Genomic DNA, 13,842 nt, shown 5'->3' on the forward strand with positions numbered 1-13,842 from the left:
ATGACCCTCACCTCCACCCCGACGCAGAGTCCCGTCCCCACGTCTACCTCGCAGGCTCCGCGCATCACCGGCGGGCGCCTGCCCGCGTGGGTGCCCTGGGCCCTCCTCGGCGCGAGCGCCCTGCTCAGCCTCCTCGTCTTCGGCATCCTCGCCGTGGCAGCCGGCACCGGTGTGAACATCGCCGGCTTCCTCGTCGTCACCGCGCTCGTGTATCTCGCGCTCATCTGGGGCGTCTCCTCGCTCATCGAGGGGCGCCGCAAGGCCGTCGACCGGCTCGTCACGGGGATCGTCTCGACGGCCTTCGCCATCGCGATGGTCCCGCTCATCTCTCTCGGCTTCACCGCGATCACCAACGGCGTCGCGGGACTGTCGGCCGAGTTCTTCAGCTCGTCGATGCGCAACGTCGTCGGCGAGGGCGGGGGCGCGCTCCACGCGATCGTCGGCACCCTGCTCGTGACCCTCGCCGCCGCGATCATCTCGATTCCGATCGGCCTGTTCACGGCCATCTACCTCGTCGAGTACGGCGAGGGCAAGAAGATCGCGCGGGGCATCACGTTCCTCGTCGACGTCATGACCGGCATCCCCTCGATCGTCGCGGGTCTGTTCGCGTACGCCCTGTTCGCACTCTTCCTGGGCCCCGGCATCCGGCTCGGCATCATGGGGGCGATCGCGCTGTCGGTGCTCATGATCCCCGTCGTCGTGCGCTCGAGCGAGGAGATGCTGCGCCTCGTGCCCAACGAGCTGCGCGAGGCGGCCTACGCGCTCGGCGTGCCGAAGTGGCTGACGATCCTCAAGGTCGTGCTCCCCACGGCGATCGCCGGCATCACGACCGGCATCATGCTCTCGATCGCCCGCGTCATCGGCGAGACCGCTCCCCTGCTCATCACGGCGGGGTTCACGACGAGCATGAACTACAACCTCTTCGAGGGCCGCATGATGACGCTGCCGGTGTTCACCTACACGCAGTTCATGAACCAGGGCATCCCCGCCGAGGCGTTCATCAACCGCGCCTGGGCCGCGGCTCTCGTGCTGATCCTCATCGTCATGGCCCTCAACATCATCGCCCGCGTCATCGCGCGGATCTACGCGCCCGCCAAGGCCCGCTGATCCCGCTCACCACCCGAAACAACAGCCAGAGGAACACGTGTCCAAGAGCATCGAAGTCAACGACCTCAACGTCTACTACGGCGACTTCCTCGCCGTCGAAGGGGTCTCGCTCGACATCGCGCCCCGCAGCGTCACCGCCTTCATCGGACCGTCGGGCTGCGGCAAGTCGACGTTCCTGCGCACCCTCAACCGCATGCACGAGGTGATCCCCGGCGCACGCGTGGAAGGCGAGGTGCTGCTGGATGGCAACAACCTCTACGGCCAGGGCGTGGACCCCGTCCTCGTGCGCCGCCAGGTGGGCATGGTCTTCCAGCGCCCCAACCCGTTCCCGACCATGTCGATCCGCGACAACGTGCTCGCCGGCGTCAAGCTCAACAACCGGCGCATGAGCAAGGGCGACCAGGACGCCCTGGTCGAGAAGTCGCTGCAGGGCGCCAACCTGTGGAACGAGGTCAAGGACCGTCTCGATCGTCCCGGCTCGAGCCTGTCGGGCGGCCAGCAGCAGCGTCTGTGCATCGCCCGCGCGATCGCCGTCTCGCCGGAGGTGCTCCTCATGGACGAGCCCTGCTCGGCCCTCGACCCCATCTCGACCTACGCGATCGAAGAGCTCATCGAGGACCTCAAGAGCGAGTACACGATCGTGATCGTCACGCACAACATGCAGCAGGCCTCGCGTGTCTCCGACCGCACCGCCTTCTTCAACATCGCGGGCACGGGCAAGCCCGGCAAGCTCATCGAGTACGACGACACCCGCACGATCTTCACGACACCGTCGGTGCAGGCCACGGAGGACTACGTCTCCGGCCGCTTCGGATGATCCGGCGGGGAGGGCCGGTCCCGTATTCGGGTCGGGGCCGGCCTTCCCACCGTGAGCGCTGCAGGCCGCTCAGGCCGTGCGCGCCCGCAGTGCGTCGTTGAGGGACGCCGTCAGCTCCGCGTCGACGGGGAGTTCGCGCTCGTCGATCGCCCGCACGGGGGCCGCGAGCCGCACGCTGGAGAGCAGCCACGCGGCATCCGCCCGCTCCAGCTCCGCGACGGACACGTCCCGGTACTCGGGGTTCTCCCCCCGCGCCTCGAGCCACGCGAAGGCGCTCAGCTGCGTCGTGCCGTGGAGGATCCCGGCCTCCGGGGGCGGCGTGACGTAGCGGCCGTCGATGCGCAGCAGGACGGTCGCCGTGGGCGCCTCGAGCAGGAAGCCGTCGGAGGAGATGAACAGCGCGTCATCCGCCCCGCGCCTCTGCGCCTCGCGCAGGGCCGCCATGTTGACGGCGTACGAGAGGGTCTTGGCCCCCAGCAGCAGCCAGGGAGAGCGCTCCGCTGCGCCGCGCGGGGTGCCGCGGTCGAGCGTGACGACGTGGATGCCGCGGGTGCGGGCCACGGTGAAGTCGGGCGCCCCGCCGGCGGCGATCCAGGCGGTCGGCGTCGAGGCGCCGTCGACGCCGCGGCTGAGGACGAGCTTGACCGAGGCCTCGCCCGCGGGGCACAGCGTCGCCGCGGCGGCGATGGCCTGGCGCCACTGATCGAGGTTCGGGGCGGGCAGGTCGCACAGCGCCGCCGAGTGCGCGAGGCGCGCGACATGCGCGTCGACCTGGTGCGGCACCCCGTCGACGACGCCGACGGTCTCGAAGATCCCGTCGCCGCGCTGGGCCGCGAGGTCGCCGAGCAGCAGCGCGGGGGCGCCGGGATCGTGGGCGACGAAGGTGCCCGAGAAGTCGGCGCGGTCATCGTCGGATGCCGCGGGACGGATCAGGAGCGCGTGGCGCATGCTCATCCCCCGAGCCTACGCGGCGCATGCATCCGGAATAGCCCGCGGGGGACGTCGGTTAGACTGTCATAGCCGGGCCGCAGTAACCCCGGGCTCCATCTTCTGCCGCTCCGAGCGGCCATGCGCCGAGAGGCGTTCTGCGGCCCGGCACTTTCATGCCCGCGTGCGGGCGAAGCTCAGGTGAGCGAGTCGCGGCGCCAGAGGGATGCCGCGGCATCCAGATCCTCCGCGAAGGTCGACAGGCGCAGCGCGCGCGTGGTCAGCTCGCTCGCGCGCTCCGGCTCGGTCGGCTCGTAGTCGTCGGCGAGGTGGGTCGCACCCGACGCCTCGACGCGGCAGAACGCGCCGGCGCGCTGCAGCGCCACCCCGAAATCGCCGTCGAACACGCCCCGGAGGATCTCGTCCGAGAGCGTCACGAGCTCCTCGGGCCCGGCGGGCGCGGGCGCACCGGCGACGACCTCGTCGGCCGAGCCGAGCTCGACCCGGCCCCGCTCGTACAGCAGCGCGGCCGTGCGAGGGTCGTCGTGGATCATCAACTGCAGCAGGTAGATGCGCCAGAGCGTGCCGGGAAGCGTGCGGGCCGGCGAGCGCGACCACAGCTCGGCGATGTCGTCGATGCCGTGACGGTCGGTGAACTCCACGAGCCGGTCCACGACCCCGGCATCCGGCTCCTCCCGCACACGGGAGAGGAGCGCGGCCGCCGTCGAGTGCGCGACGCGGGAGACCTCGGCCGGGTCCTGCGTGCCGTACAGGCGGTCGAAGAGTTCCGACGGCCGCTTCACCGGCTTGTGGAACCCGGGACCGGGTGTCTCGTCGCTCATCCCTCCAGGCTACGCCGGGCGGGTGGCGTGTCAGGCCGTGGGGATGGCGAGGATGGGATCGCTCGAGGGCTCGCCCGTCGGCGACCCGCCCAGTGGCTCGACCGTGACGGCAATGACGTCGCCGGGCGACATCTCGCCGGCCAGCAACGCGGTGGCGTTGCCGGAGTGGTCGGCCTCGAACACGCCGGCCGCGATCGGGTCGGTGCCGCGCACGAACCACAGCTCGTAGCTCTGGTCGGCCTCGATGGGCGGCAGCCCCTCGGAGACGAGCACCGCCTCGCCGACCGAGGACGACCAGTGCACCGTCGCCTCGCCGCCGTCGGGAAGGGTCGTCGAGGCGCTCTGCGCGTCCTCCGCCTGCTCGATCTGCTCGAGCGCCACGACCGCCGCGGGCCGCGCGAACTGCTGCGTGACGATCGCCGCTGCGCCGCCGATGCCGAGGAGCAGGGCGAGGGATGCCGCGAGCGCGAACCATCCTCGACGGCCGAGGCCCCGGCGGGTGGGGGCGGTGCCGACGCCGGCCGGCACCTCGGTGGCCGTCACGTCGGAGAGCACGGGCGGTGCGACGACCGGGACGTCTTCCTCCGTCGCGGCCTCGGCGCGAGGCTCCGCGGCGAACTGGGGCATCGCCCCGATGCGGGCCAGCACGTCGTGACGCACGCGCGCCGGCGGATCGATCGGGTCGCTCAGGTCGGCGAGTCGGGCCAGCGCCTCGGCATCCGCCCTCACGTGGTGCTCCCATTCGGGGTGGGCGGCGAGGGCGAGCGTGAACTCCCGCTCGTCGTCGGGGCTCAGCGCATGCAGGGCGTGGCCCGCAGCGAGCTCGGCGAAGTGCTGCTCGTTCATGTCGTCACCCCCAACTCCAGTCGTAGGCGGGATAATCCATCCCGCATCCTCGTCTTGATCGTCCCGAGCGGAGCGCCCACCAGCGCGGCGATCTCGCTCTGACTGTAACCACCGAAATACGCGAGCGTCAGCGCTTCTCGCTGCGCCTCGGGGAGCGCTGCGAGCGCCCCGGTCACGCGCCGGCCCTCGATCTTCAGCTCCACCTCTTCAGCGACCCCGTCGTGGGCCACATCCATGTCGCGGAACCCCGCGCGCACATCGCGATCCGTGCTCGCCTGCGCCGATCGCACACGATCGACCGCTCGACGGTGGGCGATCGTGAGTATCCACGACCTGCCCTGCCCCTTTTTCGGAGCGAACTTGGCGGCGGATTGCCACACCTCGAGGAAGACCTCCTGAAGCACCTCTTCGCTCTGCGCCCGGTCGACCAGAACGCGGCAGATGAGTCCGAACACCCGGGAGGACATCGCGTCGTACAGCTCGGCGAAGGCATTCTGGTCGCCGTCGGCGGAGCGCACCAGGAGTTCGGCGATGCGGTCGCCCGACGCGCCGTCTTCGCGCACGTCGATGCCGTCGATCACCATGTCTACAAGCATGCCGTACACCTCCTCGGGCACCCTCAACGACCCACCGCACTGGATGCGGCATTCGCCGCGGCCTAGAATGCACGGCCGGTTCGCGATCTCTTCGATGCGGTGTCCCGATCGGATGGGCATCCTCGCCCGTGCACCGCGACGGCGGCCGAAGGCTGGGGCGAGCGCCATCGGCTCTCCCCGAGGCGCGCGGACGCGCCGCGCGCATCCGCCGCACCGGACGACTTTCGGACTTTCTCAATCCGATCCCCACGGGGTTCCGAAGAGCCCGTGTACGCCGCAGATGCGACGGACCGTCCCGCACCAGGGGCTGCCACAGAAACCGGGCGTGAAGCCCGTATCGGAGGAGGAAGTCATGTCGACACTGACGAAGAAGCGTGTGACGGCGGGATTCGGGCTCGCGTTCGCCGCCACGTTCGCCCTGACCGCGTGTGCCGGGGGTGCTGCGGACACCACCGACGACTCGATGGAGGAGCCCTCGAGCGCCCCGTCCATGTCGGAGGAGATGGACGACAGCACGATGGACCCGGCCGCCAACCTCGTGGGCCCGGGCTGCGCCGACTACGCCGCCGCCGTTCCCGACGGAGCCGGCTCGGTCGAGGGCATGGCCCAGGATCCGGTGGCCACCGCCGCGTCGAACAACCCTCTGCTGACCACGCTCGTCGCGGCGGTGAGCGGCCAGCTGAACCCCGATGTGAACCTCGTCGACACGCTCAACGGTGACGAGTTCACCGTCTTCGCGCCCGTCGACGACGCGTTCGCGCAGATCGACGCCGCGACCATCGAGACGCTGCAGACCGACGCCGACCTTCTGACGTCGATCCTCACCTACCACGTGGTGCCCGGCCAGGCCGGCCCCGACGAGGTCGTCGGAACGCACACGACCGTCAACGGCGCCGACCTCGAGGTCACCGGCTCCGGCGACGAGCTCATGGTCAACGACGCCATGGTCATCTGCGGTGGCGTCCAGACCGCCAACGCCACGGTGTACCTGATCGACTCGGTGCTGATGCCCCCGATGTGATCACCCTGACTCGGTCGTCCGGGGGGACGACCTGAGACGGCCGCGGCCGTCGGCGCCTTTTGCGAGGGGGCGCCGACGGCCGCGTGTCGTGTGCGGGCGGGTCGGATGCTGCGGCATCCGGCCCGCTTCGCGTTCGTTAGGCTGGAGCGCACGGGCCTCTAGCTCAGTCGGTAGAGCATCGGACTTTTAATCCGCGGGTCGTGGGTTCGAGCCCCACGGGGCCCACCCCTCAGGCACGCGGATCGCGCGGTTCCGCCGGGAAACCGAGGTCGGAAGACCCGACGAGAAACCGCCCCTTATTTCGCCACAAGGCGGAGTGCGCATTCACCGGCGCGACGCGCCGAGTTTCGTCGCCCTCGTCAGTCTGCCTACGCGACTCGCAGGCGGTACCGCAACCCCCTGCCCGGGCACTCGACCGCGCTCTACCATCACCGCTGGAAGGAAACGCCCCCGAGGAGAGGAAGCAACCATGACCGTCGCTGACCAGATGCTCGCCACGCACCCGGAGGCTGGTACGACCGTTGCACGGGACATCGTTCAGCGCTGTATCGACGCATGCATCGAATGCGCCCAGGCATGTACCGCCTGCGCAGACGCGTGCCTCGCAGAGGACATGGTCGCGGAACTCGTGGCGTGCATCCGGAGGAACTCCGACTGCGCCGACATCTGCACTGCCACCGGTGCCGTGCTTTCTCGCCAGACTGCGCCGGATGTCGCGGCGGTTCGCGCTCTGCTCGAGGCATGCCGCACCGCGTGCGAGTCCTGCGCCACCGAATGCGAGCAGCACGCAGACATGCACGAGCACTGCCGCGTGTGCGCCGAGTCCTGCCGGCGCTGTGAGCAGGCTTGCACGGAACTTCTCACCGCACTTTGATTCGAGACCGGCTCTGCATGGCTCCCCGCGAGAGAACGTGAAAAGTCGGCCCCATCGTGGGGCGAGCCGCCTACCGGGACGGCCGCACGCGTTCACGCGGGCGACACACGCGCCTGACATGATCGGTGGATGAAGCGCGACGTCGGGGCCCGCATCGCCCTCACCGTGACCGAGCCGGCCGAGCTGGTGTTCTCCTTCGCGGTGGCGGCGGATGCCGCGACATCCGCCGAGAGCATCCTCTTCAGCCTCGACGGGGCCTCGGTCGAGGCGGAGGAGCTCGTCGACGCGCACGGCACGCGCCTGCACCGGGTGAAGGCCGGCACGGGCTCCCTCGTCGCGAGCTACACGGCCACCGTCGAGGGCCGCATCCCGCCGGAGGACGTCGACCCGACCGACCTCATCCGCTACCTGCGCCCGAGCCGCTACTGCGAGTCCGACACCCTCGGACCCACGGCCGCCGCCGAATTCGGCGGGCTGAGCGGCGGCGCCCTGCTCGACGCCGTCAGCTCCTGGGTGGGAACGCGCCTGGCCTACGTGAGCGGCTCGAGCCTTCCCACCGACGGCGCCGCGCGCACCCTCCTCGCTCGCCAGGGCGTGTGCCGCGACTACGCCCACCTGTGCGTCGCACTTCTGCGCGCCCGCAACGTGCCCGCGCGCCTCGTCTCCGTCTACGCGCCCGGGCTCGACCCCATGGACTTCCACGCCGTCGCCGAGGCCTACGTCGAGGGCGGCTGGCACGTCGTGGATGCCACGACCCTCGCCCCGCGCGGAACCATGCTGCGCATCGCGACGGGCCGAGACGCCTCCGACACCGCGTTCCTCACGACGATCGCCGGCCGCATCGCCTTCGACGGCCTCGAAGTGACGGCGGTGGCCGACGCCCTGCCGGGCGACGACATCACCAAGCTCGACCGCCTCGGCTGAGACGCGGGGTGCGCGCCCCCGCCCGGAGTGGCACCCTGGGGGGATGAGAGCCTGGCTCGTGCGCTTCGCGTCGCTGTACGCCTTCGACGTCGTCGTCCTCCTCCTCATCGGATGGCTGCTGCCCGGCGTGCGGGTGGGCTGGGCGGCGCTGTGGGCGGGCGTGATCCTCGCGGCGGCGACGATCTGGCTGAAGCCGCTCATCCACCGCGGCTTCCTCGGCATGGCCCGTCGCTCCTCGGGCCGCCGCACCGCCCTCGCGGAGAAGCTCGTGCAATACGGCATCGTCTTCGCGGTCGCCCTCGTGATCTGGATCCTCGTCGTGCTCTTCACTCGCGTGGACGTCTCCGGCTGGTTCTGGGGCTACGCTCTGCCCCCGGTCGCCCTCCTCGTGGCGTGGGCGATCTTCGACCTCGTCAACGACCGCATCGAGGCCCGCACGTCGGCGCTCTACGACACCGCCTCGCGTCGGCTGCGGGGCGGTCGCGGCGGGGATGCCGCGGCATCCGCCCCCTCGTCGGCCCAGGCCGCGCAGGGCCGGCGCGAGCTGAAGGACGGCCTCACCGACGAACAGCGGCGCCTCTTCGACGAGCTGTAGGCGCCGGGCGCCGGATGACGCGCGTGTAACAATGCGTCGCTTCGGCGTACCCCTGCCCGCGAGCGCGGGGAGAATGGAATGTCACGCCCTCGCCGCGACCGCTTCGCGGCATCCGGGCACACCCCACGCCTTGGAGGCCCCCATGACGCGCTCCCGCCTTGCCACCGCCGCCGCGGGGTTCGCCCTCGCCGCGCTCACGCTCGCCGGCTGCGCATCGGGAGCCGACGACGGCTCGTCGACCGCCGAGGAGGACGCCGGCTACGTCACGCCGGGCACACTCACGATCGCGACCGGCGACATCGCCTACTACCCCTACGTCATCGACGACGACCCCGCCTCCGGCGAGGGCTTCGAGGCGGCCGTGGCCTATGCGATCGCCGACAAGCTCGGCTTCGCACCCGAGGACGTGGAGTGGGTGCGCACGAGCTTCGAGGCCGCGATCGCCCCGGGCCCGAAGAACTTCGACTTCAACATCCAGCAGTACACCATCACCGACGAGCGCAAGCAGGCCGTCGACTTCTCCACCCCGTACTACTCCGCCAGCCAGGCGATCGTCGCGGTCGAGGGCGGCGCCGCCGACGGCGTGGACTCGATCGACGGGCTCAAGGACCTCGTGATCGGCGCGATGGCGGGATCGACGAGCGCGCAGACGCTCGAGGAGGTCGTGGAGCCCACGACCGCGCCACAGCTGTTCGGATCGAACGAGGATGTCGTGGCCGCCCTGACCGCGGGCCAGATCGACGCGTTCGTCATCGACCTTCCCACCGCCTACCTCGCGACCGCGATGTACATCGAGGACTCCTTCATCGTCGGAGAGCTGCCGGCCGGCGGCATCCCCGACGAGTGGGGCGTCGTGCTGAGCAAGGACTCCCCGCTCACGGAGCAGGTCTCCGCCGCGATCGACGAGCTGCGCGAGGACGGCACCCTCGCCGCGATCACCGACGAGTGGCTCGGCGAGGGCCAGGGCGTCACGCTGCTGCAGTGAGCCGTCGCGGGTCCGCCCGCCCCGCCTCGGGTACCGTCGAGCCGTGAGCGCCCACTCCCCCAGCGAGCTCGAACTCGAGCGGCGTGCATACCGCGCGCGCCAGTCGCGACGCTCGGTGCTCGTCGCGATCGCATCGTCGATCGCCTTCGCGCTCGTCGTGTGGGTCACCGTCATCAACACCTCCGGCTGGGCGGGCGTGCAGCAGGCGTTCTTCGACCCCTCGATCGCGTGGGACGCGCTTCCCGCCGTCTGGGACGGATTCCTGCTCAACCTGCAGGTGCTCGGCCTGTCGGTCGTCACGGTGGCGATCGTCGCGCTGCTGATCGCTCTGCTCCGCACCCTGCAGGGCCCCGTTTTCCTGCCGCTGCGTGCACTGGCGGCGGCCTACACCGACATCTTCCGCGGCCTGCCGTTCATCATCGTGCTGTACCTCGTGGGCTTCGGCCTGCCGACGCTCGCCGACGAGCGCATCCCGGTCATCTATCTCGGCACGATCGCCGTGACGCTCACGTATTCGGCCTACGTGTCGGAGGTGATCCGCGCCGGCATCGAGTCGGTGCATCCGTCGCAGTGGCTGGCGGCGCGCGCGCTCGGTCTCGGCTACGGGCAGACGCTGCGGCGGATCGTGCTTCCGCAGGCGTTCCGGCGCATCACCCCGCCGCTCATGAACGACTTCGTCGCGATGCAGAAGGACGTGGGCCTCATCTCGATCCTCGGCGCCACCGACGCCGTGCTCGCCGCCCGCATCGAGTCGGCGCAGACGTACAACTTCACGCCGTACATCGTCGCCGGCATCCTGTTCATCCTGCTCGCGATCCCGACGATCCGCCTCACCGACTGGTACACGGCCCGGCTGCGCCGCCGCGAGCAGACGGGAGCACTGCTGTGAGTTCGCTGCTGACGGCCACCGACCTCTGGAAGTCGTTCGGCGACCGCGACGTGCTGCGCGGGGTGTCGCTCGACCTGTCGGCCCACGACGTCGTCGCCGTCATCGGTGCGAGCGGCTCGGGGAAGTCGACGCTGCTGCGCTGCCTCGGGCTGCTCGAGCCGATCGACGACGGGCGCATCCTGCTCGCCGGCTCCGACATCTCCGATCCTCGGGTCGACGCCAATCGCGTGCGCGCCCGCCTGGGCGTCGTCTTCCAGAGCTACAACCTCTTCCCGCACCTCACCGTCCTCGGCAACGTCACCCTCGCCTCCCGCGTCGTGCGTCGCGAGAAGCGGGCGGATGCCGAGGCCCGCGGCCTGGCGATCCTCGAGCGCGTCGGGCTCGCCGACAAGGCGCGCGAGCACCCCGACCGCCTTTCGGGCGGACAGCAGCAGCGCGTCGCCATCGCGAGGGCGATCGCGACCGACCCCGAGCTCCTGCTGCTCGACGAGATCACGTCGGCGCTCGACCCGGAGCTCGTCGGAGAGGTGCTCGAGCTCGTGCGGACGCTCGCCGAGGAGGGGACGACGATCCTGATGGCCACGCACGAGATGGGCTTCGCGCGGGACGTCGCACACCGCGTGCTGTTCCTCGACGAGGGCCGCGTGCTCGAGGAGGGCTCCCCCGCCGAGGTCTTCGGCTCGCCACGCGAGGCGCGCACCCGGGCGTTCCTCTCCCGCTTCCGGGCCTGAGCCGCGGCCAAGAACAGGAGCGGGGCCGAGAACAGGAGGATCGGGCCAGGGACTTCCTGTCACCGGCCCATCTCCTGTTTTCGGCCGTCGGCTGCGCCCAGGCGGCGCGGCCCGGCGGCTCAGCCGGCCAGGCGCTCGGCCGACTCGACGACGTTGGCGACGAGCAGCGCGCGGGTCATGGGGCCCACGCCGCCGGGGTTGGGCGAGAGCCAGCCCGCGACCTCCGCGACACCGGGATCGACGTCGCCCGCGAGCTTCGCCTTGCCCGACTCCGTCGTGCCCACGCGCGTCACGCCCACATCCAGCACCGCCGCGCCCGGCTTGACCCAGTCGGCCTTCACGAGGTGCGGCACGCCCACGGCGGCGACCACGACGTCGGCCCGGCGCACCTGCTCGGCGAGATCGGGCGTGCGCGAGTGCGTCAGCGTGACGGTCGCGTCGGTGCCGCGGCGCGTCAGCAGCAGCCCCAGCGGACGCCCCACCGTGATGCCCCGCCCGATCACGACGACGTGCTTGCCCGCGAGGGTCACCCCATGGCGCTCGAGCAGCTCGATCACGCCGCGCGGCGTACAGGGCAGCGGACCCGCGACGGCCGTCGCCGGGTCGACGCCCAGCACCAGCCGGCCGAGGTTCGTGGGGTGGAGGCCGTCGGCATCCTTCGCGGGATCGATCATCTCGATGATCGCGTTCTCGTCGATGCCCTTGGGCAGCGGCAGCTGCGTGATGAAGCCCGTCACCGCCGGGTCGTCGTTCAGGGCGCGGACGGCATCGGCGATCTCGTCGAACGACGCCGTCGCCGGCAGCTCCACCTGGATCGATGCGACGCCCACCTCGGCGCAGTCGCGGTGCTTGCCCGTCACGTACGAGCGCGAGCCCGGGTCGTCCCCCACCAGCAGCGTGCCGAGGCCGGGAACGATCCCGCGCTCCGCGAGCGCCGCCACGCGAACCCGCAGCTCCTCCTTGATGGCCGCCGCCGTCGCGGTGCCGTCGAGCTTTGCAGCCGTCATGTCGTCTCCTGTCTTCGTCGTCAGGGCATCGCCGGTGTCGTCATCTCGACGCCGATCGTCCCACCGGCGCGAATACCTATGTCCATAGTGATCCTACGGATCTCGCACCGAACCCGCCAGAGGCGATGACCTACTGCTGCAGACCCGGATACAGCGGGAAGGCGTCCGCGAGGGCCGCGACGCGGTCACGGAGGGCCTCGACGTCGGCACCCGGCAGCAGCGCGAGCGCGATGACGTCGGCCACCTCTGCGAACTCGGCGTCGCCGAACCCGCGCGTCGCGAGCGCCGGCGTGCCGATGCGAAGACCCGACGTGACCATCGGGGGGCGAGGGTCGTTCGGCACCGCGTTGCGATTGACCGTGATGTGGATCTCGTGCAGCAGGTCTTCGGCCTGCTTGCCGTCGATCTGCGCGTCGCGCAGGTCGACGAGCACGAGGTGCACGTCGGTGCCGCCCGAACGGACCGAGATGCCCGCCGCCGCGACATCCGGCTGCGACAGCCGCTCGGCGAGCAGGCGGGCACCGCGCAGGGTGCGCTCCTGACGATCGCGGAACGCGTCGGACGCGGCGATCTTGAACGCCGTCGCCTTCGCCGCGATCACGTGCATGAGCGGACCGCCCTGCTGCCCGGGGAACACGGCGGTGTTGATCTTCTTGGCCAGGCCCTCGTCGTTGGTGAGGATGAAGCCCGACCGCGGGCCGCCGATCGTCTTGTGCACGGTGGAGGAGACCACGTGCGCGTGCGGCACGGGCGAGGGGTGGATGCCGGCGGCCACGAGACCCGCGAAGTGGGCCATGTCCACCCAGAGGTATGCCCCGACCTCGTCGGCGATCGCGCGGAAGGCGGCGAAGTCGAGCTGGCGCGGGTAGGCCGACCAGCCCGCGATGATGACCTTGGGGGTGTGGGCGAGCGCCAGGCGGCGCACCTCGTCCATGTCGACGAGCGACGTCTCGGGGTCGACGCCGTACGCGACGATGTCGTACAACCGGCCCGAGAAGTTGATCTTCATGCCGTGCGTGAGGTGTCCGCCGTGATCGAGCGAGAGGCCCAGGATCGTGTCGCCGGGGCGGGCGATGGCGTGGAGGACGGCGGCGTTGGCGGTCGCGCCGGAGTGCGGCTGGACGTTCGCGAACGCGGCGCCGAACAGGGATTTCGCCCGCTCGATCGCGAGCTCCTCGGCGATATCGACCTCTTCGCAGCCGCCGTAGTAGCGGCGGCCCGGATAGCCCTCGGCGTACTTGTTCGTCAGCACCGACCCCTGCGACTGCAGCACGGAGACGGGCACGAAGTTCTCGGACGCGATCATCTCGAGGTATCCGCGCTGACGGTCGAGCTCGCGCTCGAGCACCTGCGCGATCTCGGGATCGACCTCGGCGAGCGGGGCGGTGAAGAGCGGGTCGGTCATGGCGCCTCCTGGACGACGGCTTTCGAACGGTTCCGGTGAGCTGGCGCCCGTGGAGCGGACGCCTCGAAACTCGCATCGGCCCAGGCGTGCGGTCGAATGCCGTAGTCGGTCGCTCCCCGGTGGTCACCCACCTCAACGCCAGTTGCGACGCCCCCGAGCATACCGGATGCCCGGGCCGCCGAAGCCGTCGGCGGCCCGCCGCGCAGGCGCCCCCGTCGCCCCGGACGCGGCGGGGCGCCGCGCGGCGACCCGCCCGCCCGTCACGTGCGCGGGACG

The 13,842-nt window shown here is 70.9% G+C and carries 15 protein-coding genes, 1 tRNA gene and 1 riboswitch; of the genes, 10 read left to right on the forward strand and 6 right to left on the reverse strand.

Translation table 11 applies throughout. The features are described 5' to 3' along the window. Positions 1-1,107 carry a phosphate ABC transporter permease PstA gene (gene pstA, locus ACIGCK_RS05645; RefSeq protein WP_396664492.1) on the forward strand — a complete coding sequence of 369 codons (1,107 nt, stop codon included), beginning with the start codon at positions 1-3 and terminating at the stop codon, positions 1,105-1,107. A 37-nt stretch (positions 1,108-1,144) separates the two neighbouring features. Next, the gene (gene pstB, locus ACIGCK_RS05650; RefSeq protein ID WP_396664494.1) at positions 1,145-1,924 is read left to right on the forward strand and encodes a phosphate ABC transporter ATP-binding protein PstB; all 780 of its coding nucleotides are present in this window, start codon (positions 1,145-1,147) and stop codon (positions 1,922-1,924) included. 69 nt (positions 1,925-1,993) lie between these two features. Here pstB and ACIGCK_RS05655 read toward each other — a convergent pair whose 3' ends face one another. The 4 genes from ACIGCK_RS05655 to sigK all read right to left on the reverse strand — a co-directional run bounded on the left by ACIGCK_RS05655 (position 1,994) and on the right by sigK (position 5,135). Further along, on the reverse strand, positions 1,994-2,878 hold the full coding sequence (locus ACIGCK_RS05655) for an aminodeoxychorismate lyase (protein WP_396664495.1): 885 nt from the start codon (positions 2,876-2,878) through the stop codon (positions 1,994-1,996). 170 nt (positions 2,879-3,048) lie between these two features. Continuing rightward, complete coding sequence (locus tag ACIGCK_RS05660; RefSeq protein ID WP_396664497.1) at positions 3,049-3,693, reverse strand: DNA-directed RNA polymerase subunit beta; 645 nt, start codon at positions 3,691-3,693, stop codon at positions 3,049-3,051. 30 nt (positions 3,694-3,723) lie between these two features. Then, complete coding sequence (locus ACIGCK_RS05665; RefSeq protein WP_396664499.1) at positions 3,724-4,539, reverse strand: anti-sigma factor domain-containing protein; 816 nt, start codon at positions 4,537-4,539, stop codon at positions 3,724-3,726. Next, positions 4,536-5,135 (reverse strand): ECF RNA polymerase sigma factor SigK, encoded by a 600-nt coding sequence (sigK, locus tag ACIGCK_RS05670; protein ID WP_396664719.1) that lies wholly within the window; start codon positions 5,133-5,135, stop codon positions 4,536-4,538. The genes ACIGCK_RS05665 and sigK overlap by 4 nt, the downstream gene beginning before the upstream one ends. A gap of 352 nt (positions 5,136-5,487) precedes the next feature. On the opposite strand from sigK, the gene ACIGCK_RS05675 reads away from it, so the two are divergent. From ACIGCK_RS05675 to ACIGCK_RS05710, 8 genes are all read left to right on the forward strand, one after another. Next, the gene (locus ACIGCK_RS05675; RefSeq protein ID WP_396664501.1) at positions 5,488-6,156 is read left to right on the forward strand and encodes a fasciclin domain-containing protein; all 669 of its coding nucleotides are present in this window, start codon (positions 5,488-5,490) and stop codon (positions 6,154-6,156) included. Positions 6,157-6,308: 152 nt separating this feature from the next. Further along, positions 6,309-6,381, forward strand: a tRNA-Lys gene (locus tag ACIGCK_RS05680). A 244-nt stretch (positions 6,382-6,625) separates the two neighbouring features. Then, on the forward strand, positions 6,626-7,030 hold the full coding sequence (locus ACIGCK_RS05685) for a four-helix bundle copper-binding protein (RefSeq protein WP_396664503.1): 405 nt from the start codon (positions 6,626-6,628) through the stop codon (positions 7,028-7,030). A 129-nt stretch (positions 7,031-7,159) separates the two neighbouring features. After that, positions 7,160-7,954 (forward strand): transglutaminase family protein, encoded by a 795-nt coding sequence (locus ACIGCK_RS05690; protein ID WP_396664504.1) that lies wholly within the window; start codon positions 7,160-7,162, stop codon positions 7,952-7,954. A gap of 43 nt (positions 7,955-7,997) precedes the next feature. Further along, positions 7,998-8,549 carry a hypothetical protein gene (locus ACIGCK_RS05695; RefSeq protein ID WP_396664506.1) on the forward strand — a complete coding sequence of 184 codons (552 nt, stop codon included), beginning with the start codon at positions 7,998-8,000 and terminating at the stop codon, positions 8,547-8,549. A gap of 142 nt (positions 8,550-8,691) precedes the next feature. Further along, entirely contained in the window at positions 8,692-9,534 is an 843-nt protein-coding gene (locus ACIGCK_RS05700; protein WP_396664508.1) for a transporter substrate-binding domain-containing protein, read from the forward strand. A gap of 43 nt (positions 9,535-9,577) precedes the next feature. Next, a complete protein-coding gene (locus ACIGCK_RS05705) occupies positions 9,578-10,423 on the forward strand; it encodes an amino acid ABC transporter permease (protein WP_396664510.1) in 846 nt (281 codons plus the stop codon). Next, entirely contained in the window at positions 10,420-11,154 is a 735-nt protein-coding gene (locus tag ACIGCK_RS05710; RefSeq protein WP_396664512.1) for an amino acid ABC transporter ATP-binding protein, read from the forward strand. The genes ACIGCK_RS05705 and ACIGCK_RS05710 overlap by 4 nt, the downstream gene beginning before the upstream one ends. Before the next feature lie 119 nt (positions 11,155-11,273). Here ACIGCK_RS05710 and ACIGCK_RS05715 read toward each other — a convergent pair whose 3' ends face one another. Both ACIGCK_RS05715 and glyA read right to left on the reverse strand, forming a co-directional pair. Then, entirely contained in the window at positions 11,274-12,161 is an 888-nt protein-coding gene (locus tag ACIGCK_RS05715) for a bifunctional methylenetetrahydrofolate dehydrogenase/methenyltetrahydrofolate cyclohydrolase (protein ID WP_330170266.1), read from the reverse strand. A 130-nt stretch (positions 12,162-12,291) separates the two neighbouring features. Beyond that, a complete protein-coding gene (glyA, locus tag ACIGCK_RS05720; protein ID WP_396664513.1) occupies positions 12,292-13,566 on the reverse strand; it encodes a serine hydroxymethyltransferase in 1,275 nt (424 codons plus the stop codon). A 71-nt stretch (positions 13,567-13,637) separates the two neighbouring features. Further along, positions 13,638-13,722: riboswitch (ZMP/ZTP riboswitch) on the reverse strand. Positions 13,723-13,842 lie beyond the last annotated feature (120 nt).

The organism is Microbacterium sp. NPDC078428, assembly GCF_044542535.1.
In the GTDB taxonomy this organism is placed as follows: domain Bacteria; phylum Actinomycetota; class Actinomycetes; order Actinomycetales; family Microbacteriaceae; genus Microbacterium; species Microbacterium limosum.

Excerpts from the sequence above, each read along its gene's own strand:
- pstA (WP_396664492.1), top strand. The coding sequence starts at position 1 with ATGACCCTCACCTCCACCCCGACGCAGAGTCCCGTCCCCACGTCTACC.
- ACIGCK_RS05655 (WP_396664495.1), bottom strand. The coding sequence starts at position 2,878 with ATGAGCATGCGCCACGCGCTCCTGATCCGTCCCGCGGCATCCGACGAT.
- ACIGCK_RS05660 (WP_396664497.1), bottom strand. The coding sequence starts at position 3,693 with ATGAGCGACGAGACACCCGGTCCCGGGTTCCACAAGCCGGTGAAGCGG.
- ACIGCK_RS05665 (WP_396664499.1), bottom strand. The coding sequence starts at position 4,539 with ATGAACGAGCAGCACTTCGCCGAGCTCGCTGCGGGCCACGCCCTGCAT.
- sigK (WP_396664719.1), bottom strand. The coding sequence starts at position 5,135 with ATGCTTGTAGACATGGTGATCGACGGCATCGACGTGCGCGAAGACGGC.
- ACIGCK_RS05675 (WP_396664501.1), top strand. The coding sequence starts at position 5,488 with ATGTCGACACTGACGAAGAAGCGTGTGACGGCGGGATTCGGGCTCGCG.
- ACIGCK_RS05685 (WP_396664503.1), top strand. The coding sequence starts at position 6,626 with ATGACCGTCGCTGACCAGATGCTCGCCACGCACCCGGAGGCTGGTACG.
- ACIGCK_RS05690 (WP_396664504.1), top strand. The coding sequence starts at position 7,160 with ATGAAGCGCGACGTCGGGGCCCGCATCGCCCTCACCGTGACCGAGCCG.
- ACIGCK_RS05695 (WP_396664506.1), top strand. The coding sequence starts at position 7,998 with ATGAGAGCCTGGCTCGTGCGCTTCGCGTCGCTGTACGCCTTCGACGTC.
- ACIGCK_RS05700 (WP_396664508.1), top strand. The coding sequence starts at position 8,692 with ATGACGCGCTCCCGCCTTGCCACCGCCGCCGCGGGGTTCGCCCTCGCC.
- ACIGCK_RS05715 (WP_330170266.1), bottom strand. The coding sequence starts at position 12,161 with ATGACGGCTGCAAAGCTCGACGGCACCGCGACGGCGGCGGCCATCAAG.
- glyA (WP_396664513.1), bottom strand. The coding sequence starts at position 13,566 with ATGACCGACCCGCTCTTCACCGCCCCGCTCGCCGAGGTCGATCCCGAG.